Origin of the sequence: Aeromonas sp. S8(2024), assembly GCF_041403085.1 — a bacterium.
Taxonomy (GTDB): domain Bacteria; phylum Pseudomonadota; class Gammaproteobacteria; order Enterobacterales; family Aeromonadaceae; genus Aeromonas; species Aeromonas dhakensis.
The window spans coordinates 208,333-227,854 of record NZ_JBGLRF010000004.1; the positions used below are offsets into that span (position 1 = coordinate 208,333).

Here is a 19,522-nt window from a genome sequence, read left to right on the forward strand (position 1 = left end):
ATCTCATGCTGACAAACGAACCAGCTCCACCGCCTTGCCCCGGATCCGCGCCGCTTCCGCCCGCGCTCCCTCGGCCCCATCCGTCACCAGGTAATAACCGGCGGCAGTGGTCGCATCGGTCTGGCCCAGCGTATCCAGCGAGTTCGACACCTCCAGGTGCACCCGCTCGCCCACCCAACCCCGCACTGGCGGATAGATGGCAACCCGGCAGAACTCCGCCTCACGCACATCACGCTCAGCATTCGCGTTGAATTGACTGGCCATCACGCCACCCTCCCTGTCACTGTGACGCCGCGCTGACGCAGCTCGTTCTGCAGACTGGCGAGCTCGGCCGCCACCTGATTGGAACCTGCGGTGCCCTCACGCTTGAGCACCCGTACCTCGGCGACCATCTCGCAGGCCCGGATCGAAATGGTCTGCCCGGTCGGCGCGGTTGGCTGGGCTGCCTGCATCATGCTCGCCATCAGCGCCTTCACTTCGGCAGGGCGCGGGGCGAACTGCCGGTCGACCTCATCGGCCAGCTGCAGTACTGCTTCGCGGACCAGGCCGACAGGGAAACCCTTGATGGTCAGGGCCCACGCTTTGGCGGTACCGGCGGCGTTACTGTCCAGCTGGTTGGCGCTGGCCGGCCAGAAGGCAAGCATCATCGGGAACAGCTCGTTGGCCAGGAACAGGGTTAACGGGTCAGCAGCGCGTTGGTCTTGCTGCAGGCTGCCTTGGTGCAGCACAACCACGTCAGAGGATGGTGTTGTCGTCATAGCCGACTCCCGCTGATGCCATGATGGATTGAGCCTGCTTCTGGGCATTGGCCAGGTTTGACATGGGGCGCTTGCGCTCGTAGCCCTCCCACTCGCCGTTCACGCAGCGCGGGCGGCCGATGGAATCCCAGCGCTTGGCAGCAGCCAGGTAGCCGTCGAATTTCTGCGGGGCAAACACGGTCATCGGGCGCAGGTACTCGCTCATTTTCAGGTCGGCAGCCCAGTGAGCGGTCTTGAAGTCCGCCACGAGCTGCAGGTCGGTGACCGAGTAGCCGTCGGCCAGACGGGCGTTGATGTTCTGCAGGGCGGTGGGCTTGGCCTGATAGCGGCGGTCGGCGACAGCGTTGAAGTGCTCCAGCACCTCCCTCGCCTCCTGGCTCACCACCAAGGTGACCTTGCGCTTCCGGTCTCGTTCGGTTTCGTCAGAAACCGGACAAGAGATCTGTTTAAGATCCTCTGTACTATCTAATTCTTTTACTTCTTGTTCTGTTGTCGTGACGGTCGGGGTCCCGATGGGCGCGACAGTCGGCGCGACAGCATCACCACTCAAAGCCGCATCGGTAAAGGCTTTGGGCGGGACACTCGGCACCCCGATGTGCACCCCGATGGGCGCCCCATTTGTCGCGCCCTCAAACTGCTCTGTTGCGAATGACTCGCAATTAGTGGTAACCGGCTGCAGGGCGGCCTGATAGTCGTCGTAGTTGCAGATCTCGATGATGGTGCCCCACGGGGTGCCACGCAGTTCGAGCATCCCCTCTTTGGCGAACCAGCCAAGCAGGCGCTCGGTCGACTTCTTGTCGAGACCACGCCCGCGCTCGTCACACAGCAACTGACCCAGCTCGGTTGCGCTGATCACCAGCTGGCCGCGCATCAGGTGCCAGTCACGGCCCTTGTAGCGCACACAGCCCGCCTCGTAGGCGGCCAGACCGATCAACCGCATCCAGGCCGCCAGCTTGGTGGCGTTACGGGCCCAGTCGGCTTGCAGCAACGAGCGCCAGCACACCACATAACCACTGCGACGGTTGTCACTCATGTTGCTGCTCGCCTTCCTGTTGATAGGGGCGACCGCCGGGGCCGCCAGTCTGATCACCTCACCCATGACTCACCTCCCGGAGAAGTTGCATCAGACACTCAAGGTGGCGGCTTGCCTGCTCTGGGGAGACCGGGATCTTGATGCCGCTACGAAAGCCGCCATACACCAGGAAGGTGCCGCTCTGGCTGCTCACCAGCCTTGGCAGTATGGGGGGAATGACGCTGCGCCTGCGTTGACGTCTTGGCCACTCTTGGCGCGGCCGCTCGACCATAGGCATGCGATTGAACCCTTGCTCAAAGGCATTGTTATCCGTATGCTTTTCCATGTTCACATCCTCTTGCGATGTTTGAACCTGGCCCCGACTGTTAGCGCAGTGCGGGGCCGCCTTGTTTCTACTTGCCGGCGGCGGCCGGCAGATTCCGCACGTTGACGGCGGTGGTGCGGATCAGCCCCAGCACATGCTCGGCGGCCTGGGTGCCGATCCGTTCAATCTGGCCGTGCTCCATCCGGTCGATCACGCCATCAGCCCGGGCGTCGTGGATCGACTGCATGAGCTTGCCGAACACCGACTGGGCCAGCAGCACCTGCTCCACCAGGTCATCGTCGCTGACGACCCCGGCCGGCAGGTCAACCAGCGCTTTGCCGCGGCTGGCAGCCCAAGCTTCCAGAATCCGGTTGTCACCGGTGAGCTCGGTGATTGCGACAGCTTCACCCAGGTTCAGGTGATGGCTGTCGCAATCCGGGTTGAGCTTGTTGGCCAGCACGGTGGCACCCTTGCCCATTAGGCGAGCCAGCTCGCTGATGTTGTGGTGCTGACCGAGCAGGTAAGCAGATGCCAGCACATCAGGACGAGAAACCAGAGGTTTACTTAACGTATTACTTTCAGTTTGCTGTGCCATGATCTGCTCCATGATCTTGTTGGTTCGCGATAGCGGCCAGAATGTCGGCGGCGGTGGTGTCTAGTGGCAAGGCTGAAATGTCAGATTGGCTCAACCCTTGCTTCAGCAAAATCGGGACCCAGGTGGCCGGTACGACATTTCGTTTAAATGCGCGGTGAACGGCTGGAGGGGTCACATTCAGCACCTTTGCTAGTGCTGCTTTGGTCTTGAATCGGTCGAGTAGCGCGTTCATTACGGCGTCCTGTTCGGTTTTTATGCCACCAATGATAACCGAGGATTTCTTTTTTCGACAACTGAAATTCACCATCGAAGCCGTTGACAATAGAAGGAACGAAAAATGCAACCGAGAAGCTCAGAGATGGCTCGTTACGAGGCCGACAAAATAGCGTTTGCCCAGCGCCTGAATGAGGCACTGGAACAGAAGGGATTTGCCGAGCGTGGCCGCGCTGGCAAATTGCAAAGCCTGTTGCGCGATCCGCCATCTATCGTTGCAATTCGCAAATGGTTATCTGGCGACAACCTGCCGGAAGTGAAGCGACTGGGAGAGATATCCCAGATCATCGAACGGTCTGTGCAGTGGATGCTGACCGGTGAAGACAGCAACATCGAGGGATTCTCTGACCAGGTGGCTCTGGTGCCGGTGATCTCCTGGGTGCAGGCTGGCAACTTTTGCAGCAATGGCGATATCCCGCTGCCGCAAGAGGTCGAAGAGCGGATCCCCAGCCCTGTCAGAGTTGGCTACCGAGCTTATGCCGTTCGAGTGAAGGGGGACTCCATGGTCTCTCGCGAGGGTGGTCGCTCCTATCCGGAGGGAACCGTGCTGATCGTAGATCCCGATGTAGAGCCGGAAGCAGGCCGCCGGGTGATTGCCCGGATCGGCGATGAGACCACCTTCAAAGAGCTGGTACGCGATGCAGGCCAATGGCTCCTCAAGCCGCTCAACCCCCAGTACAAGATGATCCCCGTGACCGAAGAGGTCGCCATCTGCGGCGTGGTATGTTGCGCCGTGCAGGAAGAGTAAGGGCGCCCTCGGCGCCCTGCTTGTTACTGCTGTTCAAGGTTGTTGAGCGTCCAACTGTTGATATCGCCAGTTTCACTGCCCCCCTTGAACTTCACATCACAATGCCAGTTGGTTCTCACCATGGCGCCGTAGGCGTTCTGTGAGTCAACGTGCAGCTTGTAGACATAGCGCTGCCTGCCCATACTCCAAGCGCCATCAGAAGAGAATGGGAAATCTGCTGATGATGGTGAGAGCAGCTGCGTTTCAACAAACCGCTTGCACATGATATAGCCCATCACTGACAGGTCTTTGGCATCCAGTTCGTTGAAGTGCCCCCGGAACATCTCGGCATTGTTCTTGTACTCCCGAACGCACCAACCGAAAACATCCTTTACCCCCAGTTCCTTTGATTTGCTGCTCGCATAGTCGCTCAGGCAGGTATAAAACGCCTCTGTCTCCTTCCCGTCTATGGCCGCAGCAGCCACCAGATCACCCACCACCTCTCGGCGCTCATCCGCACCCAGATCAATAAACCAGGACAACTGTCGGTTGTCATAGCTCGCAACCGATTTGCTGGCTGGTTCCGGCTGCTTGGCGGGCTCTTCCGCTACCTTAGCGCTCCCCTCATCCGCTTTGGTCTGCTCTGGCTTCCCATCTCTTGGTACCACGATCATCAACAGCACAAAGCCAACCAGCCAAACGCCAACAGCCCTGAAAAATACCTGCTTGCGGTCAGCGGCCTTTACCCGCGCAGGGTTGACCATGCCAACAAAGAACGCAATGGGGATCACCACCACCAACATCAGCACTACCAGGTTACTTACCGCTTCCATCTTGCCGCCCTTCTTCGCTTATGAATGAGGATTCATTTTACCCCGAACCGGCTAAATGAAAAAAAACCAAAAAAATGAAAACCTACATTTGACACAAAGAAAACCCAAGGTTAGTATCTGACTCATTAAAGGAAACAGAAGATTACCAAGTGCGAAGACAACCCCAGCCGGAGGGCCAGCACAACACTGGCAGCGGTGGCCAACTACCGCTTGGGGACATAACACCGGCAACCGGGCTGACTCACCTCCCCGCTCTCCCCTTGAAAGGTGTAATGCGTGCCGACAAGGGTGACCGGAAAACAAAATCAGTGACCGGCTGGCAGCTGGAAAGACAGCGAAGTTAAAGCGAACGAAGCGAGTGGCGGGTCTGACTCCCCAGCCACCCACCCGGTGAAAGGCCGGGACACAACTGGGATTGCATTGATGAACCAAAAGCCGTGTCGAGCTGAGACACATTAAGCGATGACGGTTCGACGTAGATCAGCTGCGACAGTGCAATCCACAGCTGTGGTGAAGATGGGAAGGTCTTTGCGCCAACCGGCATTCGTAGGGATGCCCCCTAGACCTCGGCCGGTGTCAGACCCGGCCACCACAGCAAACCGTCAGTTGGGCAAGTCGAAAGACCTCAGCGCTGACGCCGGATAGGGTAACCGGAAGGATGCAGGCCAACGAGGCGGCGCTGCAACCACGATCCCGCCTAGTTCGTAGCAACATGCGCAGCGTGTTTATCCGAACCGAGCTTGCTGGAAGGTGAGCGCACAACTGCATTGGCACTGCGCGACCAGCCGCGAAACTGGCACGGAGTGTATAGGCGAAAGGAAGCTTAAGTACCGAGGCTGAACCAGCACCGGCCCAGTGGGTTAGCTTGTTGGGGATGCCCTGATAAATATCGGAGCCTGCTTCTCAGTCAGTGCCAATGACAGTTGTGGTGAAACTCCTGCTGAGGTTTGGCTTGGCCAGTAATGGACCTCTCTAATGGTCTTGGAGACACAGGGAAAAAATAGAGGACGTTGTTGCCCCTCCACCACAATGAACCCGTCATTCCGCTGGCAGCCTTTAACTGAAGCGAGAGACGCCGGATAGGGTAACCGGCAACCAACCCACCGCAGGGTTACGCGGTCGCCTGGTCCCGCTGTGAAGCGCCACCAAGGCCCTCGCCGAGAGGCGACAGTTTCGAAATGGTAGGTCTGCCCGTGAGGGCGCACTGGTGCCGACAACAAGAACGGCTGACTCGCTGTGAAGCGCTCAGCCTCACCACAGGTGCAACGCATGTGGTTACTACTCCTGATGTTGATCTGGCTGCTCGGGCTGGCAGCTGACCAACTTGCAACACCAACCGTCACCCACCTGACGGCGCCATCAAGGGCAGCACCACCGCCCACGCTGGCACAGGGCTCCAGGCCCTGACCAATCAGCCCGACATGTTCTCTCCTGGCCCCGGCAACGGGGCCCTTATCCCACAAGCGATAGCGGCCCAACAGCGGGTCACGGCCTCCTTTTGCCTGTCGCTTGTGTGATGAGTCCCATTTCAGAGATAGCGGAGCCAGCCATGCACCCAAGCGAGTTCATTGCCAAGCACATCAAGGCAACGCTGGAGAAAGAGCAATTCCCCCCCCCATGCGATCTCGCTGGGCGTGGCTGAAGCCAAACGCTATTTCGACCGGACACCCAGCTTTGCCAAAGGGAAGGTGTTCGATGAGTGCCTCAAGGCGGCCCGCGCAGTAGCAAGGATCGCGAAGAAGGCAGAGTCGGCCAAGAAGGCCAAGCCCTGATCCGGGGTACGGGTCGCAACAAGTGAGGAAAAATCATGACCAACGAAATCCAGCAAGCTGATTTACCAACATCACTAGCCCACGGCGCTCCGCTGAGCCCCGAATCATGGGCTGACTTTGTGGCAAGACTGCACCACGACTGCGTTGGTGAAGGTGTTCATGACCACTGCACCGCTGATGCCATCTTCAAAGTCGAATCGCGCGAACGTATCTACGGGATAGATAAAGACTACACCGACAAGCTGGCCGTCATCTTTGACGATAGCGTGTGGTTCAGCCCACAAGAATACTGGGACGACCTTGATGAAGAGGGTCGGACAGAGCTGAACAAGGTTGCCCAGCACTGGAGCGAATGTGACTTCCTTGAGCGCGATGAGGATGACCAGTGGGAGCAGCTTGGCGATCTGGATGACCACAGAGTAACCGGATGGGATGAGTCGTGGGAATACGTCTGCAGCCACTTCACCAAGGATGCGGCAGAGGCGTTTATCGAGCGCAAACGGCACGACTACCGCAAAGGCATTCGGGTCTATGTCGATGCCCAGACCCATTGCTGGGAGTACAACACCATCAAAGAGGGGATTCTGCAGGGGCGGATTGGCCTGACTGATGAACTGCAGCAAGCCAAGGGAGAGCGAGACATGCTGCTGGCTATTGCGAAGCGGCTAGTGCAGTGGAACATCGACTATCCGGTTAACTGTGTCGATGGCTATCTGGGGCTAAAGGCGCTGGATGCAATTATTGCTGAGGCAGTATCTGCCATCGCCAAGGTCAAAGGAGATGTAGCATGAACCACTACGCCCAAGCACTGGCCGAGCTCCAGCTCCAGCCTGACCACGAACTCAAGCAGATCGGCGACCAATGGCAGACTCCCAAGCCGCTGGCCTGGGGCCTGTTCCACCACTTCGCCCCCACCCTGGGGCCGGTGGTGCTCGACATGTTCGCCGACGACTGCAACGCCCTGGTGCCGAACTACTACGACGCCGAAGACAACGTCCTCACCCAGGAGCTGGCCGCCGACCTGCGCCGCCTTGGTGGCGCGGCCTATGCCAATCCGCCCTACTCCCGCCCTTGTGCGGATGATGACGGCAACCCCATCACCGGGATGGAGCCCATCCTCAACTTCTGCCGCGAACAACGGGCACAGGGCGCCAAGATCATGCTGCTCATCAAGGCCGCCACCAGCGAAACCTGGTGGCCGGAGGATGCCGACTTTATCCAGTTCATCAGCGGCCGTATCGGCTTTGAGGTACCGAGTTGGTACGTCCCGCGGGATCCGAAGAAAGACAAGCCCAGCTCCAGCGGTTTCGCCTCGGCCGTTGTTATCTTCGATACCAGCTGGCAGGGCGAGCGCCGCCCCGAAGCGCGCCTGCGCCGTGACGACCTCATCACCACAGGCCAGATCATCCTCGACATGATCCACCGCCAGGCTATCGCGCTCAACGAAGAGGCCAGTCAGGCCATCGCAAAGGCTGTCTCTACCGAGCCAGCCATGCTGCAAGACCAACATGACTTCGCCAATCCGGCGGATTGGGTGCAGCCGGTGGTTACCGAGAGTGAGATCAGCAAGATCGCAACTGAGGTCGCCATGACAACTCTGGGCTTTGATGCAACCGGAAATATCGAGCCGCTGAACGATTGGCAGCAATTCCCAGCCATCAAGTCGGTCATCTATCAGATTGATGAAGCGGATCTGCTTACCCCAGCCAATACCCGCCTTCTGGCTGGCTACATCCGCAATCTGCAGGATGGAGAGGGTGACCAAGAATCCACGCTCAGTGCTGCGACCAAAATGGCCAAACACCTGCTGAATCCGGATCAAGACCAACTGACACTGACTTTGGGTGACGGGGAGGCTGCATGAGCAAATCACTTCGCCGTTCCCGCGCCGTCAGGGCCAAGGTGACCGGGGCCCCGCTCAATCTTGAGTCTGCCATCAACGTGGACCTGTTCGCCGGTGGCGGCGGTGCCAGCACAGGGATCGAGCGCGGGCTTGGGTGCCCGGTGCACATCGCCATCAACCACAACCCCAAAGCGCTCTCCATGCATCAGGCGAACCACCCGGAGGCCCTGCACCTGCAGGAGGATATCTGGGCCGTAGACCCGGTTGCTGTGCTGGCGGGGCGCTCGATCGGTTGGCTGCATGCCAGCCCGGATTGTACCCATCACAGCCAAGCCGCCGGCGGTCAGCCGCGCAAGCAGGAGATCCGCAGCCTGGCCTGGGTGATCACCAAGTGGCTGGCGCTTGGCAAACCTGCCGTGCTCTCCATGGAGAACGTCAAGCAGATGCGCACCTGGGGGCCGCTCGTCGCCAAGCGGGACAAGGCCACTGGCCGGGTCATCAAGCTGGTCGAGGTTCAGCGCGGCAAGAAGACCAAGATCGAGCAGCATATCGCCGAGCCCGGAGAACGGGTGCCACGCCAGCAGCAATACCTGGTGCCGGATCCCAAGCGGGCAGGCCAGACCTGGCGCCGCTTTCTGGCCAGCATCGAGCGCATGGGGTATGAGCTTGACCATACCGTCAAGAATGCCGCCGATTATGGTGCTGCCACCAGCCGCCAGCGCCTCTACCTTGTTGCCCGCCGGGACGGGGAGCCCGTTTGCTGGCCAGCTCCGACCCATTGCAAGGCGCCGGCACCAGGCAGCCATCTCAAGCCGTACCGGGTAACGGCGGATCACATCGACTGGTCTATCCCCTGCCCCAGCATCTTCCTCACCAAGGAAGAAGCCCGGGCACAGGGCCTGAACGTCAAACGCCCACTGGCCGATGCCACCCTGGAGCGAGTGGCGATAGGGGTGATCCGCGAGGTGCTGACCAATCCCAAGCCCTTCATCATTGAGCTGGCCAACTGGTCAGGGCGCGGTGTCGATTCGGTTGATGCCCCGCTGCGCACCATTACCGGCTGGCCAAAGGGTGGCGCGTTCGCAGTCTGCAACCCGAGTCTGGCCCCTCTGGTGGTGCGCCACTTCGGTAAAGGTGGTGAGCACGGGGTGAATGAACCCGCTGCGGCCATCATGGCTGGCGGCGGTGGTAAGTCGATGCTGGCAGCGCCCTTGATGGTGCAGGCCAATGGCGGGTTCAATACGGTGCCAGCCAGATCTGTGGCTGACCCATGCAGCACCATCACATCGAGCGGCAGCCAGCAGCAACTGGCCTCCGCCTTCATGGTGCACCTGCGCAAGAACCTGCCTCCTAGCACTCCGGAGAGCCAGCTCCCCACCATCGTGTCAGCTGGACAGCACCACGCCATGGTGCAGACCGTGATGGCGAGCTCAGGCGAGTTCGGTCTGACACCGGAGCAAGAGGCCGGGGCCCTGCGTGTCAGCGCCTTCCTGATGCGCTACTACTCGAATGGCGGACAGTGGGGGGCCGTCACCGAGCCGATGCACACCATCACCACCAAGGACAGGCTGGCGCTGGTAACAGTGACCTGGTGCGGCACCACCTGGGTGATCGTGGATATAGGCCTGCGCATGCTGGTTCCGAAGGAGCTTTATGGTTGCCAGGGCATGCCACGCCACTACATCCATGACCGCGGCCACGACGGCACCCCGCTCTCCATTACCGATCAGGTGCTGATGGTCGGCAACAGCGTCAGCCCGCCGCCGATGGCGGCCATCGCCAGAGCCAACAATCCGTACAGGCGCCTGCAGGTCAGGAGGGCTGCATGACGAGCTCCAACAGCCAGAAGCTGATCTGCAGCAAAGGGATGAAGAAAGACCGATCGGCTGCTGAAGCACTCAAGCGCCGCCAGAAGAAACGAGCAGAAATCGAACTCCGCCAACTGGCCAACCAGTATGGCATTGACCACCTGGAGATACAGTGATGAGCATCGCGCAGGACGTTGCCGAGTGGATTCACGGCAGAGAAGGCGGGGCCATCAGTGCCGAGGTAGCCGCCGAGTTCTTCCTCACTGTCAGCGAGGCCAGCATTGTGATGGGGCAGATCCACAGAGAGTCCCGCTTCACTACCCGGGTTGAGCACTTCTGTCTGGTTGGGGATAACGGCCGTGGCCGCCACACTCGCCGTCTCTATGTGGACGTGGTGAGGCCGCCGCAGTGGCGCAAGACCCCAGTGATAGGCACTTGCGGGGATCAGGTGGTCCGGTTCGACAGTGTCACCGACGCCGAGACCAAGGGAGGCTTCGTCAGAGTTGCCATCACCCGCTGCCTTGCCGGCCAGCAGGAAAAGCATGGCGGGTACAGCTGGCAGATAGACACCACCAAAGGAGCAGGCAAATGCACCGCTACCGCTACACCCTGAGCGCCGTTACCGAACTGGGCTCTGCGCCGGATCGCCTGACTGGCACCATCGAGGCACACCACCCGATGACCCACCAACAGATCCGGCTGGCCGCCATTGATAAGGCCCCAGCCCAGTATCTCAACTTCAACGAGCTGGAGTACCAGGAGATTGAAACGAGCACAAATTGAAGGGCTGGCAATTCTGGCCGGCGCAGCACTCATTCTGGCCACCCTGGCTGCGATGTAACAGATAACAACTGTCCGGGAGGACACGATGAGCACCAAACTCCACCAACGCAATTACCGCGATGATATGGCCCAGGCCATCCAGCAGGAGCAGTCTGGCAACTTTGCGGATGCTGCGCTCTCCTACAAGAAGGCCCAGCATCACGCCGCCAGCGCCAATATGCTGAGCAAGGCCAAGTTCGCCATGGCCCGCCGCATTTGCTGCCTCAAAGGCGCTAACGATCCCCAGTGGCGCCAAGTAAACGAGAAGTTCCAGCAACTCCACCAGACTCTGGAGGCTCGCTGATGGCCAGCCGCGGTATCAACAAGGTCATCCTGATCGGCAACCTGGGCCAGGATCCAGAAGTGCGCTACATGCCAGGCGGGAACGCTGTCACCAGCATCACGTTGGCGACCTCCGACACCTGGCGCGATAAGCAGACAGGGGAGCAGAGGGAGCGCACTGAGTGGCACCGAGTAGTGTTCATGGGAGTGCTGGCTGAAGTGGCAGGGAAGCACCTGAAGAAGGGCTCCCAGGTCTACGTGGAGGGAAAACTGCAGACTCGCAAATGGCAGGATCAGAGCGGCCAAGAGCGCTACACCACCGAAGTGCTGGTAGACAGCTTCACCGGTGTGATGCAGATGTTGGGAGGAAATGGAGGAGGGAAACAACAGGGCACAAGTAATCAGCCAAGGCCAATTCCACAACCGGCGCAGTCGCCGGCCAACAACGAACCACCAATCGATTATGACGACGATCTGCCGTTCTAGGCCAACGAAAGACAGTGGCCCCATGGGGCCGCTCTTCTCGCCGTGAGGCGTAAAGGAGACAGGAATATGCATCAGAAAGTGGTTGTGATGGAACGCCCCAGCTGGGTTCTGCCTAGGGTTTTGGGGGAGATGTTCGGGTACACTGAGAAGGCCATCAGCGAGAAGCGGAAGAAGGGCCAGCTTATAGAGGGGGTCCACTACAAGTTGGCCCCGGATGGGAAGTATGTCTATCACTGGCGGAGATATGAGGATTGGCTGACCGGAACCAAGAACTGATCGACATCGTTGCTGAAACGCCTGGTGTCGAGCTGCACGGCAAGAGCCTGCGCATCGACTTCCGATTCCACGGCAAGCGATGCCGGGAAACGCTCAACATGCCGGCCACCAAAGCCAACATCAAGCACGCCTCCCGCAAGCGGGAGGCTATCCTGCATGAAATCGCTATCGGTGTCTTCGACTACGCCAAACACTTCCCAGACAGCAAGAATGTCCACCGGTTCGCCGGCACGACCGCAAGCCGGGACATTTCTCTGGGCGACCTGGTAGAGCACTACCTGAAGATCAAGGATGTGGACATAGGTGATAACGCCCGGGGGCGCTATCGCTCCATTCTTGGAATGATGGCTTCAGACCTTGACCACACCAGAATCGTCAGCACCTTCCGAACTGAAGACCTGCAGCAATGGCGCCGCTTCCTGATGACTGAACCGCGGGGGAGAACAGACAAGCCGCTGGCCCCAAGATCTGTCAACTACTACATGATGGTGGCGGCCGGGCTGTTCAACTTCGCCAAGCAGAATGGCTACACCCACCAAGACCTCTCATCGGTTCTCACCAAGGTTGAGGTGATCCGGGACAAACCAGACCCGTTTGACCAAGAGGAGTTCCGGCGCCTGCAAGAGGCTGCAAGGCACGACATGGACGCAATGTGGATTCAGCTGGCTTGCTGGACAGGCATGCGGACAGGCGAGCTCTGCTCACTGGCATGGGAGGATGTTGACCTGGAGCGAGGAGAGCTGCAGATCCGTCGCAACATCACCCAAGCCCGCAACTTCAAGGTACCGAAGACTGGCCATGAGCGCACCATCGTGCTCCTGCCACCGGCAATCGAGGCTCTCCGCCGATTGCGGCCAATGACAGCGATGCGCCAGACCCACTACATCAAAAAGACGCTGCGAGACCGCAGGCAGGTAAATGAGAAGGTCACGTTCGTGTTCAGTCCCGATGTAACCAGCAAGACCCCCGGTCTCAGCATTTGCTACACGGCCTTCACCTTGGGCGACAAATGGGACAGATTGATAAAGAGGGCTGGCATTCGCCGGCGAACCCAATACCATATGCGCCATACATTTGCTTGCTGGATGCTGACCGCGGGCGCCAACCCGGAATGGGTTGCGTCATACCTGGGGCACGAGGACAGCACCATGGTGCGAACAGTCTATGGCAAATGGATCCCCGAGCAAGACCGCGACGAAGCGGACAGGGTTTGGGGCAGACTTGGGGCCAGCTTTTCTGATTTGGCCCCAATACGGCCCCAAGAATTTATTGCATCACGATAACAACCTGTAAATTAAAGAGAATTAGCCAATGGCTCAATTTATTTACACCATGAACCGGGTCGGCAAGGTAGTGCCGCCCAAGCGTCATATTCTCAAGAACATCTCCCTCTCCTTCTTCCCGGGCGCCAAGATCGGCGTGCTGGGTCTGAACGGCGCCGGTAAATCGACCCTGCTGCGCATCATGGCGGGCATCGACACCGAGATCGAAGGGGAAGCCCGTCCGCAGCCCGGCATCAAGATCGGCTACCTGCCGCAGGAGCCCAAGCTGGATCCGGAGCAGACCGTACGCGAAGCGGTCGAAGAGGCGGTCGGCGAGGTGAAACGCGCCATGGCCCGGCTGGACGAGGTCTATGCGGCCTACGCCGACCCGGATGCGGATTTCGACAAGCTGGCCCGCGAGCAGGGCGAGCTGGAAGCCATCATCCAGGCCCAGGGTGGCCACAACATGGAAAACCAGCTGGAGCGCGCGGCCGACGCCCTGCGCCTGCCGGCCTGGGATGCCAAGATCAAGCACCTCTCCGGTGGTGAGCGCCGCCGTGTGGCCCTGTGCCGCCTGCTGCTGGAAAAGCCGGACATGCTGCTGCTGGACGAACCGACCAACCACCTGGACGCCGAGTCCGTGGCCTGGCTGGAGCGCTTCCTGCACGACTACGAGGGCACCGTCGTGGCCATCACCCACGACCGTTACTTCCTCGACAACGTGGCCGGCTGGATCCTGGAGCTGGACCGCGGCGAGGGTATCCCGTGGGAAGGCAATTACTCCTCCTGGCTGGAGCAAAAAGATGCCCGTCTGGCGCAGGAAGCCAGCACGGAAGCGGCTCGTCGCAAGTCCATCGAGAAAGAGCTGGAGTGGGTTCGCCAGAACCCGAAAGGCCGTCAGGCCAAATCCAAAGCCCGTATGGCCCGCTTCGAAGAGCTCAACACCAACGACTACCAGAAGCGCAACGAGACCAACGAGCTGTTCATTCCGCCCGGACCGCGCCTCGGCGACAAGGTGGTGGAAGTGGCCAACCTGCGCAAATCCTACGGTGACCGGGTGCTGATCGACGATCTGTCGTTCGCCATTCCGAAGGGGGCCATCGTCGGCATCATAGGCCCGAACGGTGCCGGTAAATCGACCCTGTTCCGCATGATGTCGGGTCAGGAGCAGCCGGATTCCGGCGCCATCACCCTGGGTGAGACCGTGGTGCTGGCCTCTGTCGATCAGTTCCGCGACAGCATGGATGACAAGAAGACGGTGTTCGAGGAAGTCGCCGACGGCCAGGACATCCTGCGTATCGGCAACTACGAGTTCCCGAGCCGCGCCTACATCGGCCGCTTCAACTTCAAGGGCGCCGATCAGCAGAAGCGGGTCGGCGAGCTCTCCGGCGGTGAACGCGGCCGTCTGCACCTGGCCAAGCTGCTGCAGACCGGCGGCAACGTGCTGCTGCTGGATGAACCGACCAACGATCTGGACATCGAAACCCTGCGCGCCCTCGAGAATGCCCTGCTGGAGTTCCCGGGTTGCGCCATGGTCATCTCCCACGACCGCTGGTTCCTCGACCGCATCGCCACCCACATCCTGGACTATCAGGACGAGGGCAAGATCGAATTCTTCGAAGGCAACTTCACCGAATACGAAGAGTGGAAGAAGAAGACCTACGGCGCCGAGGCGGTCCAGCCGCACAGAGCCAAGTACAAGCGCATCGCCAAGTAAACCGGCAAATGCGACAAGGGGAGCCCAGGCTCCCCTTTCTTGTGCCCGATGGCTTACAATCCAAGACGGATACCTTTTATGCATGGATGTAGCAAGATGACGACCCAGCCCACCACAGAGAAGAAACTGACCATCCAGATCCGGGTCGAGCCGGGCTGCCTCGGGCCGGACGGCAAGGTGCACATCGAGACCTTCTGTGCCGCCGCCGCCAGGATCTTCGCCGCCGTGGAGCCGGAACTGGTGAACTGGACCCTGCTGCCCCGCTATGACAAGCAATTGCCGGAGCAGGAGTTCTTCATCGACGGCCGCAAGCTGAGCGAGGAGCAGGCCAGCCTCTTCCTGCGCCGCCTGGGGCGGGAACTGGGAGAGGTGCAGGACAAGCTCGACTCCGTGCTGGCCCAGCTGGTGGAGCGTTACTTCAAGACCCTCTGACCCGACCCCTGCCCCTCAAAAGGTTCTCCAGCGAGAACCTTTTTTATTTTCGGCCGGGAAAACGTTTGAATTTTTGCTCTATTCATTGATCCGCCTCGCAGATCCGGGGTTTGTAAACGGCGCCGCCTGTGTAAAAATGTGCGCGCTGTCACGGTATCAGGACGAGTCTGGTTATTTAACCACCAGAAAGCGGGCGTCACTTCCCCATGGAAGATGCCCCTCTCCTGCTGCTTATTTCACGTCACCTATTGGAATCCAACATGAATCAACCACACCAGGCCCCCGCACAGGCCGCCGGGCAAGGATTGCTTGAGCGTCTGTTTGCCCTGAAGGGCCATGGCACCAACGCCCGCACCGAAGTGATCGCCGGCATCACCACCTTCCTGACCATGGTCTACATCGTCTTCGTCAACCCGCAGATCCTCTCTGCGGCGGGCATGGACACCCAGGCCGTGTTCGTCACCACCTGCCTCATCGCCGGCATCGGCAGCATCCTGATGGGCCTGCTCGCCAACCTGCCTATCGCGCTGGCTCCCGCCATGGGTCTCAATGCCTTCTTCGCCTTCGTGGTGGTGGCCGGCATGGGCTACTCCTGGCAAGTGGGCATGGGCACCATCTTCTGGGGCGCCATGGGTCTGCTGATCCTCACCCTGCTGCGGGTGCGCTACTGGCTCATCGCCAACATTCCGCTCACCCTGCGGGTCGGCATCACCGCCGGCATCGGCCTCTTGATCGCCCTGCTCGGCCTGCACAACTCCGGCATAGTGGTGGCCAGCCCCGCGACCATGGTGACAGTGGGCAACCTCACCTCCCTGCCCTGCCTGCTGGGGCTGCTCGGCTTCTTCCTGATCTGCATCTTCTCGGCCCGCGGCGTCCACTCCGCCGTGCTGATCGCCATCGTGGTGACCACCACCCTGGGCTGGCTGTTTGGCGACGTCACCTTCAAGGGCTTCGTCTCCATGCCTCCCAGCATAGAGCCGGTGTTCGGCCAGCTGGATCTGATGGGGTCGCTCGACATCAGCCTGGCCGGGATCATCTTCTCCTTTATGCTGGTCAACCTGTTCGACTCCTCCGGCACCCTGATCGGCGTCACCAACCGCGCCAAGCTGGCCGATGACAAGGGTCACTTCCCGCGCATGAAGCAGGCCCTGCTGGTGGATAGCGCCAGCTCCGTCGGCGGCGCCTTCATGGGCACCTCCTCGGTCACCGCCTTCATCGAGAGCAGCTCAGGCGTCGCCGTCGGCGGCCGTACCGGTCTGACCGCCATCGTGGTCGGCCTGCTGTTCCTGCTGGCGATCTTCTTCTCTCCGGTGGCTGCCATGGTGCCGGCGTATGCGGCGGCGGGGGCTCTCATCTATGTGGGTGTGCTGATGTGCTCCGAGCTGACCCGGGTTAAGTGGGAAGACCTGACCGAAGCGGTACCGGCCTTCATGACCGCCGTCATGATGCCGTTCAGCTTCTCCATCACCGAGGGGATTGCCGTGGGCTTCATCTCCTACTGCGTGATGAAGGCGGGCACCGGCCGCTGGCGCGAGATCAACCCCTGCGTGCTGGTGGTGGCCCTGCTGTTCGTGCTCAAGTTTGTCTGGGTCGACAGCCACTAAGCCGCGACGCACAAATACTGCGCAAACAAAAATGCCCGTCAGCGACGGGCATTTTTTATGGCTGATGAAGGGGTGCTCAGCGAATGCCGCGCGCCTCGCGGATCCACTCCCAGGCCTGCTGGATCTCCTGGGTCTTCTCCTTGGCCATCTCCATCATCTCGGGCGGCAAGCCCTTGGCGGCCAGCTTGTCCGGGTGATGTTTGCTCATCTCCTTGCGGTAGGCGCGCTTGATCTCCTGATCGCTGTCGCTCTCGCTCACCCCCAGCAGCTGATAGGCATCCTTGAGCCTGTCACGGGAGGGGGCCTCCTGCCGATACTGCTGACCACCCTGCCCGCCATTCTGATACTGACCGCCGTGGGCCCGGTTGAAGAAGTTCATCTGCGCCTCGGCCATCGCCAGGATGCGGGCCAGCTCGATACGGCTGAAGCCCAGCTCGTCGGCGATGGTGTGCAGGATGGCACGCTCGCTGGCCTCGACCTTGCCATCGGCGAAGGCGGCCTGCAGCTGTACCTCGAGGAAGAAGCGCAGAATATCGCGCTGGCCCTGACTGGCCTGACGAAACTCGGCCAGGGTCTCCCGCAGCGGGAAGTCCGCCTCCTTGCCCTGGCGGAACGACTCCTGGGCGCGAGCCCGCTGCTCGCCTGCCAGCCGCATCCGGTCCATCAGGTTGGAGGCGACCCGGATCTCCTGCTCGGTCACCTGGCCGCTCGCCTTGGCGATGTGGCCCATGACGGCGAAGGTGGCGTGGAAGAAGACCGCCTGTTGCTGCTGGGTGGGGGCGCGGCGAAAATTCAAGCCCATGCCCCGATCGAAGCGATGGCCGATCCAGAGGCCAAGCAGGGCACCAAAGATGTTGCCGAGCAGAAAACCGAAGAAGGCGCCAAGCACCTTACCCCAAATACGCATGGTTCAAGACCTCGTGAAATTAATGAGTGCGTCCTTGCAACTGATCGTCCAGCTCGTGCAGCCGCTGGGCCGTCCCTATGTCGCGCCACTCGCCGGCCAGCAGGCTGCCGCCCACCCTGCCTTGCGCCATCCACCCCCGCAGCAAGGGCGCCAGCTTGCGTGCCCCCGCCGCCAATCCGGCAAAGGCGGCGGGATGATAGAGCCCGACGCCGCTGAAGGTCAGCGCAGGGGTATCAACCACCTTGCCCGCCTGCAGCGCAAAATCCCCCGCCGGATGCTGCGGCGGGTTGGGCACCAGCCAGAGGTGGGCCAGCTGGTCGCCAAGGGGCTGGCTCACCAAGGTGCGATAGTCCAGGTCGAGCCAGGTATCGCCATTGATCACCAGAAAAGGATCGCTGCCCAGCAGCGGCAGCGCCTGTACGATGCCGCCGGCGGTCTCCAGCGCGCTCTCCTCGGCCGACCAGTGGATGGAGACCCCGAACGCACGGCCATCGCCGAGCGCTTCCACCAGCTTGTGGCCGAGCCAGGCGTGATTGATGACCAGGTCGGTCACGCCGGCCGCCTTGAGTTTTTCGATATGGTGCACGATGAGCGGCTTGCCCCCCACCGCCAGCAGTGGCTTGGGCAGGCTGTCGGTGAGCGGGCGCATCCGCTCGCCGCGTCCGGCGGCCAGGATCATCGCCTTCATGACGCCACTCCGCTGCGGGCCAGCCCGGGCAGCACCACCCGCTCCAGCCACTGGCCGAAGCGGGCCAGCACCGGATAGGCGGCGCCATGGCTGCGGCAGACATCCACCACGTAGCCCAGGGTGCGGGGAATATCCTTGAGGTAGCCGGACTTGCCGTCGCGATGGTAGAGCCGGGTGAAGATGCCCGCCGCCTTGAGGTGGCGCTGCATGCCGGTGAGGTCGGCGGCGCGACGAAACGCGGCGTAATCGAGCCCGCCCAGCAGATTGGCCTGCTGCAAAGTATCGAAGCCGAGTCGCATGCCCTGCTCGATCACCGCGTCCGGCCAGCGCACGTAGCAGTCTTTCAGCAGCGAAACCAGGTCATAGCTGAGCGGGCCGATGACCATGTCCTGAAAGTCGATCACCGCCAGCTCGCTCTCATCCGGCGTCTCGCAGCCGCACACCATCAGGTTGCGGCTGTGAAAATCACGGTGCATCACCCCCTGCGGCTGGGCCAGGTTGTTCTCGGTAAGGCAGGCGAAGGTCTCATCGAGCAACTGCTGCTCTTCATCGCTCAGGGTCAGTTGCAGATGGTGACCCAGCAGCCACTCGGGGAAGATGCTGTTCTCCCGCGCCATAAAGGCGGAATCAAAAGGCTCAAGGTCCAGCTCAACCGCGCCGAGACGGGGCAGCAGCGCGATGGCCTTGCCGTACCAGGCCTGCACATTGTCTGCGTTCAGGCAGCTAATAAGTTGGGTATCCCCCAGATCGGTCACCGCCAGCAGCCCCTGCTCGTAGTCCACCGCCCGCACCTCGGGGGACAGCAGGCCGCCTGCATGCAGGGCCGAGGCATTGCGGACAAACTCATGATTTTTTTCGGTTTTAGGGTTGGCATCCACCCAGATCAGGCCACCGCCACGGTGGTAGCGGCGAAAACTGGCGTCACCGGAAATGAGGGTCAACTGAAGGCTGGCATCACCGGAAATCCGGCGCGCCCAGTGCAGCAAGAGGGAATCGCGATCGTGCATAAGTCGGGGACCAAATTGGAAAGCAGCACTTGGCTGTTAGCCCTGGCCGCAATAATGCTTTATCATTGCCGGCTAACATAAAGCAATGACATG

General features: G+C 60.7%; 25 protein-coding genes. 15 read left to right on the plus strand and 10 right to left on the minus strand.

What is annotated here, in order from left to right; all coding sequences use genetic code 11:
- Positions 1–3 precede the first annotated feature (3 nt).
- From ACB031_RS13850 to ACB031_RS13875, 6 genes are all read right to left on the minus strand, one after another.
- Positions 4–264 carry a hypothetical protein gene (locus tag ACB031_RS13850; protein ID WP_371139790.1) on the minus strand — a complete coding sequence of 87 codons (261 nt, stop codon included), beginning with the start codon at positions 262–264 and terminating at the stop codon, positions 4–6.
- Positions 264–758: a hypothetical protein gene (locus ACB031_RS13855; RefSeq protein ID WP_371139791.1), complete on the minus strand. Its 495-nt coding sequence runs from the start codon at positions 756–758 to the stop codon at positions 264–266. Before ACB031_RS13855 ends, ACB031_RS13850 begins: the two co-directional genes overlap by 1 nt.
- The gene (locus ACB031_RS13860) at positions 736–1,857 is read right to left on the minus strand and encodes a conserved phage C-terminal domain-containing protein (protein ID WP_371139792.1); all 1,122 of its coding nucleotides are present in this window, start codon (positions 1,855–1,857) and stop codon (positions 736–738) included. The genes ACB031_RS13855 and ACB031_RS13860 overlap by 23 nt, the downstream gene beginning before the upstream one ends.
- Positions 1,850–2,116, minus strand: coding sequence for a hypothetical protein (locus ACB031_RS13865; RefSeq protein ID WP_371139793.1), 267 nt, complete (start codon positions 2,114–2,116; stop codon positions 1,850–1,852). Before ACB031_RS13865 ends, ACB031_RS13860 begins: the two co-directional genes overlap by 8 nt.
- 67 nt (positions 2,117–2,183) lie before the next feature.
- Positions 2,184–2,690 (minus strand): phage regulatory CII family protein, encoded by a 507-nt coding sequence (locus tag ACB031_RS13870; protein WP_371139794.1) that lies wholly within the window; start codon positions 2,688–2,690, stop codon positions 2,184–2,186.
- The gene (locus tag ACB031_RS13875) at positions 2,674–2,922 is read right to left on the minus strand and encodes a hypothetical protein (protein ID WP_216989049.1); all 249 of its coding nucleotides are present in this window, start codon (positions 2,920–2,922) and stop codon (positions 2,674–2,676) included. The genes ACB031_RS13870 and ACB031_RS13875 overlap by 17 nt, the downstream gene beginning before the upstream one ends.
- Before the next feature lie 105 nt (positions 2,923–3,027).
- Between ACB031_RS13875 and ACB031_RS13880 the strand changes: the two genes are divergently transcribed.
- Positions 3,028–3,711, plus strand: coding sequence for a S24 family peptidase (locus ACB031_RS13880; RefSeq protein WP_324002473.1), 684 nt, complete (start codon positions 3,028–3,030; stop codon positions 3,709–3,711).
- A 23-nt stretch (positions 3,712–3,734) separates the two neighbouring features.
- Here the strand turns inward: ACB031_RS13880 and ACB031_RS13885 are convergent, their stop codons facing one another.
- Positions 3,735–4,523 carry a hypothetical protein gene (locus tag ACB031_RS13885; protein WP_371139795.1) on the minus strand — a complete coding sequence of 263 codons (789 nt, stop codon included), beginning with the start codon at positions 4,521–4,523 and terminating at the stop codon, positions 3,735–3,737.
- Between the two features lie 1,634 nt (positions 4,524–6,157).
- Between ACB031_RS13885 and ACB031_RS13890 the strand changes: the two genes are divergently transcribed.
- The 14 genes from ACB031_RS13890 to ACB031_RS13955 all read left to right on the plus strand — a co-directional run bounded on the left by ACB031_RS13890 (position 6,158) and on the right by ACB031_RS13955 (position 16,827).
- Entirely contained in the window at positions 6,158–6,295 is a 138-nt protein-coding gene (locus ACB031_RS13890) for a hypothetical protein (RefSeq protein WP_252412540.1), read from the plus strand.
- Positions 6,296–6,330: 35 nt separating this feature from the next.
- Positions 6,331–7,086: a hypothetical protein gene (locus ACB031_RS13895; protein WP_371139796.1), complete on the plus strand. Its 756-nt coding sequence runs from the start codon at positions 6,331–6,333 to the stop codon at positions 7,084–7,086.
- A complete protein-coding gene (locus ACB031_RS13900) occupies positions 7,083–8,159 on the plus strand; it encodes a phage N-6-adenine-methyltransferase (RefSeq protein ID WP_371139797.1) in 1,077 nt (358 codons plus the stop codon). Before ACB031_RS13895 ends, ACB031_RS13900 begins: the two co-directional genes overlap by 4 nt.
- Positions 8,156–9,967, plus strand: a complete 1,812-nt coding sequence (locus ACB031_RS13905; protein ID WP_371139798.1) for a DNA cytosine methyltransferase — start codon at positions 8,156–8,158, stop codon at positions 9,965–9,967. The genes ACB031_RS13900 and ACB031_RS13905 overlap by 4 nt, the downstream gene beginning before the upstream one ends.
- On the plus strand, positions 9,964–10,122 hold the full coding sequence (locus ACB031_RS13910) for a hypothetical protein (protein WP_324002468.1): 159 nt from the start codon (positions 9,964–9,966) through the stop codon (positions 10,120–10,122). The genes ACB031_RS13905 and ACB031_RS13910 overlap by 4 nt, the downstream gene beginning before the upstream one ends.
- A complete protein-coding gene (locus tag ACB031_RS13915) occupies positions 10,122–10,559 on the plus strand; it encodes a hypothetical protein (protein WP_324002467.1) in 438 nt (145 codons plus the stop codon). The genes ACB031_RS13910 and ACB031_RS13915 overlap by 1 nt, the downstream gene beginning before the upstream one ends.
- The gene (locus ACB031_RS13920; RefSeq protein ID WP_216989039.1) at positions 10,535–10,729 is read left to right on the plus strand and encodes a hypothetical protein; all 195 of its coding nucleotides are present in this window, start codon (positions 10,535–10,537) and stop codon (positions 10,727–10,729) included. The genes ACB031_RS13915 and ACB031_RS13920 overlap by 25 nt, the downstream gene beginning before the upstream one ends.
- Positions 10,730–10,814: 85 nt before the next feature.
- On the plus strand, positions 10,815–11,072 hold the full coding sequence (locus ACB031_RS13925) for a hypothetical protein (RefSeq protein WP_324002466.1): 258 nt from the start codon (positions 10,815–10,817) through the stop codon (positions 11,070–11,072).
- Positions 11,072–11,536, plus strand: a complete 465-nt coding sequence (ssb, locus tag ACB031_RS13930) for a single-stranded DNA-binding protein (protein WP_276846221.1) — start codon at positions 11,072–11,074, stop codon at positions 11,534–11,536. Before ACB031_RS13925 ends, ssb begins: the two co-directional genes overlap by 1 nt.
- 66 nt (positions 11,537–11,602) lie before the next feature.
- Positions 11,603–11,812 carry an excisionase family protein gene (xisR, locus tag ACB031_RS13935; protein WP_033130544.1) on the plus strand — a complete coding sequence of 70 codons (210 nt, stop codon included), beginning with the start codon at positions 11,603–11,605 and terminating at the stop codon, positions 11,810–11,812.
- Positions 11,788–13,095: an Arm DNA-binding domain-containing protein gene (locus ACB031_RS13940; RefSeq protein WP_317676548.1), complete on the plus strand. Its 1,308-nt coding sequence runs from the start codon at positions 11,788–11,790 to the stop codon at positions 13,093–13,095. The genes xisR and ACB031_RS13940 overlap by 25 nt, the downstream gene beginning before the upstream one ends.
- Before the next feature lie 28 nt (positions 13,096–13,123).
- Complete coding sequence (gene ettA, locus ACB031_RS13945; protein WP_010634931.1) at positions 13,124–14,791, plus strand: energy-dependent translational throttle protein EttA; 1,668 nt, start codon at positions 13,124–13,126, stop codon at positions 14,789–14,791.
- 96 nt (positions 14,792–14,887) lie between these two features.
- On the plus strand, positions 14,888–15,223 hold the full coding sequence (locus ACB031_RS13950; protein ID WP_371139799.1) for a hypothetical protein: 336 nt from the start codon (positions 14,888–14,890) through the stop codon (positions 15,221–15,223).
- Between the two features lie 260 nt (positions 15,224–15,483).
- Entirely contained in the window at positions 15,484–16,827 is a 1,344-nt protein-coding gene (locus ACB031_RS13955; RefSeq protein ID WP_139752969.1) for an NCS2 family permease, read from the plus strand.
- 76 nt (positions 16,828–16,903) lie between these two features.
- Here ACB031_RS13955 and djlA read toward each other — a convergent pair whose 3' ends face one another.
- From djlA to ACB031_RS13970, 3 genes are read right to left on the minus strand one after another with little or no spacing between them, the layout of a single operon-like run.
- Positions 16,904–17,734 carry a co-chaperone DjlA gene (gene djlA / locus ACB031_RS13960; protein ID WP_017779140.1) on the minus strand — a complete coding sequence of 277 codons (831 nt, stop codon included), beginning with the start codon at positions 17,732–17,734 and terminating at the stop codon, positions 16,904–16,906.
- A gap of 19 nt (positions 17,735–17,753) precedes the next feature.
- Positions 17,754–18,422 (minus strand): N-acetylmuramate alpha-1-phosphate uridylyltransferase MurU, encoded by a 669-nt coding sequence (murU, locus tag ACB031_RS13965; RefSeq protein ID WP_368204448.1) that lies wholly within the window; start codon positions 18,420–18,422, stop codon positions 17,754–17,756.
- On the minus strand, positions 18,419–19,429 hold the full coding sequence (locus ACB031_RS13970) for an aminoglycoside phosphotransferase family protein (protein WP_054544198.1): 1,011 nt from the start codon (positions 19,427–19,429) through the stop codon (positions 18,419–18,421). Before ACB031_RS13970 ends, murU begins: the two co-directional genes overlap by 4 nt.
- Between the last annotated feature and the right edge of the window lie 93 nt (positions 19,430–19,522).

Excerpts from the sequence above, each read along its gene's own strand:
- ACB031_RS13850 (WP_371139790.1), bottom strand. The coding sequence starts at position 264 with ATGGCCAGTCAATTCAACGCGAATGCTGAGCGTGATGTGCGTGAGGCG.
- ACB031_RS13855 (WP_371139791.1), bottom strand. The coding sequence starts at position 758 with ATGACGACAACACCATCCTCTGACGTGGTTGTGCTGCACCAAGGCAGC.
- ACB031_RS13860 (WP_371139792.1), bottom strand. The coding sequence starts at position 1,857 with ATGGGTGAGGTGATCAGACTGGCGGCCCCGGCGGTCGCCCCTATCAAC.
- ACB031_RS13865 (WP_371139793.1), bottom strand. The coding sequence starts at position 2,116 with ATGGAAAAGCATACGGATAACAATGCCTTTGAGCAAGGGTTCAATCGC.
- ACB031_RS13870 (WP_371139794.1), bottom strand. The coding sequence starts at position 2,690 with ATGGCACAGCAAACTGAAAGTAATACGTTAAGTAAACCTCTGGTTTCT.
- ACB031_RS13875 (WP_216989049.1), bottom strand. The coding sequence starts at position 2,922 with ATGAACGCGCTACTCGACCGATTCAAGACCAAAGCAGCACTAGCAAAG.
- ACB031_RS13880 (WP_324002473.1), top strand. The coding sequence starts at position 3,028 with ATGCAACCGAGAAGCTCAGAGATGGCTCGTTACGAGGCCGACAAAATA.
- ACB031_RS13885 (WP_371139795.1), bottom strand. The coding sequence starts at position 4,523 with ATGGAAGCGGTAAGTAACCTGGTAGTGCTGATGTTGGTGGTGGTGATC.
- ACB031_RS13895 (WP_371139796.1), top strand. The coding sequence starts at position 6,331 with ATGACCAACGAAATCCAGCAAGCTGATTTACCAACATCACTAGCCCAC.
- ACB031_RS13900 (WP_371139797.1), top strand. The coding sequence starts at position 7,083 with ATGAACCACTACGCCCAAGCACTGGCCGAGCTCCAGCTCCAGCCTGAC.
- ACB031_RS13905 (WP_371139798.1), top strand. The coding sequence starts at position 8,156 with ATGAGCAAATCACTTCGCCGTTCCCGCGCCGTCAGGGCCAAGGTGACC.
- ACB031_RS13910 (WP_324002468.1), top strand. The coding sequence starts at position 9,964 with ATGACGAGCTCCAACAGCCAGAAGCTGATCTGCAGCAAAGGGATGAAG.
- ACB031_RS13915 (WP_324002467.1), top strand. The coding sequence starts at position 10,122 with ATGAGCATCGCGCAGGACGTTGCCGAGTGGATTCACGGCAGAGAAGGC.
- ACB031_RS13920 (WP_216989039.1), top strand. The coding sequence starts at position 10,535 with ATGCACCGCTACCGCTACACCCTGAGCGCCGTTACCGAACTGGGCTCT.
- ACB031_RS13925 (WP_324002466.1), top strand. The coding sequence starts at position 10,815 with ATGAGCACCAAACTCCACCAACGCAATTACCGCGATGATATGGCCCAG.
- ssb (WP_276846221.1), top strand. The coding sequence starts at position 11,072 with ATGGCCAGCCGCGGTATCAACAAGGTCATCCTGATCGGCAACCTGGGC.
- xisR (WP_033130544.1), top strand. The coding sequence starts at position 11,603 with ATGCATCAGAAAGTGGTTGTGATGGAACGCCCCAGCTGGGTTCTGCCT.
- ettA (WP_010634931.1), top strand. The coding sequence starts at position 13,124 with ATGGCTCAATTTATTTACACCATGAACCGGGTCGGCAAGGTAGTGCCG.
- ACB031_RS13950 (WP_371139799.1), top strand. The coding sequence starts at position 14,888 with ATGACGACCCAGCCCACCACAGAGAAGAAACTGACCATCCAGATCCGG.
- ACB031_RS13955 (WP_139752969.1), top strand. The coding sequence starts at position 15,484 with ATGAATCAACCACACCAGGCCCCCGCACAGGCCGCCGGGCAAGGATTG.
- djlA (WP_017779140.1), bottom strand. The coding sequence starts at position 17,734 with ATGCGTATTTGGGGTAAGGTGCTTGGCGCCTTCTTCGGTTTTCTGCTC.
- murU (WP_368204448.1), bottom strand. The coding sequence starts at position 18,422 with ATGAAGGCGATGATCCTGGCCGCCGGACGCGGCGAGCGGATGCGCCCG.
- ACB031_RS13970 (WP_054544198.1), bottom strand. The coding sequence starts at position 19,429 with ATGCACGATCGCGATTCCCTCTTGCTGCACTGGGCGCGCCGGATTTCC.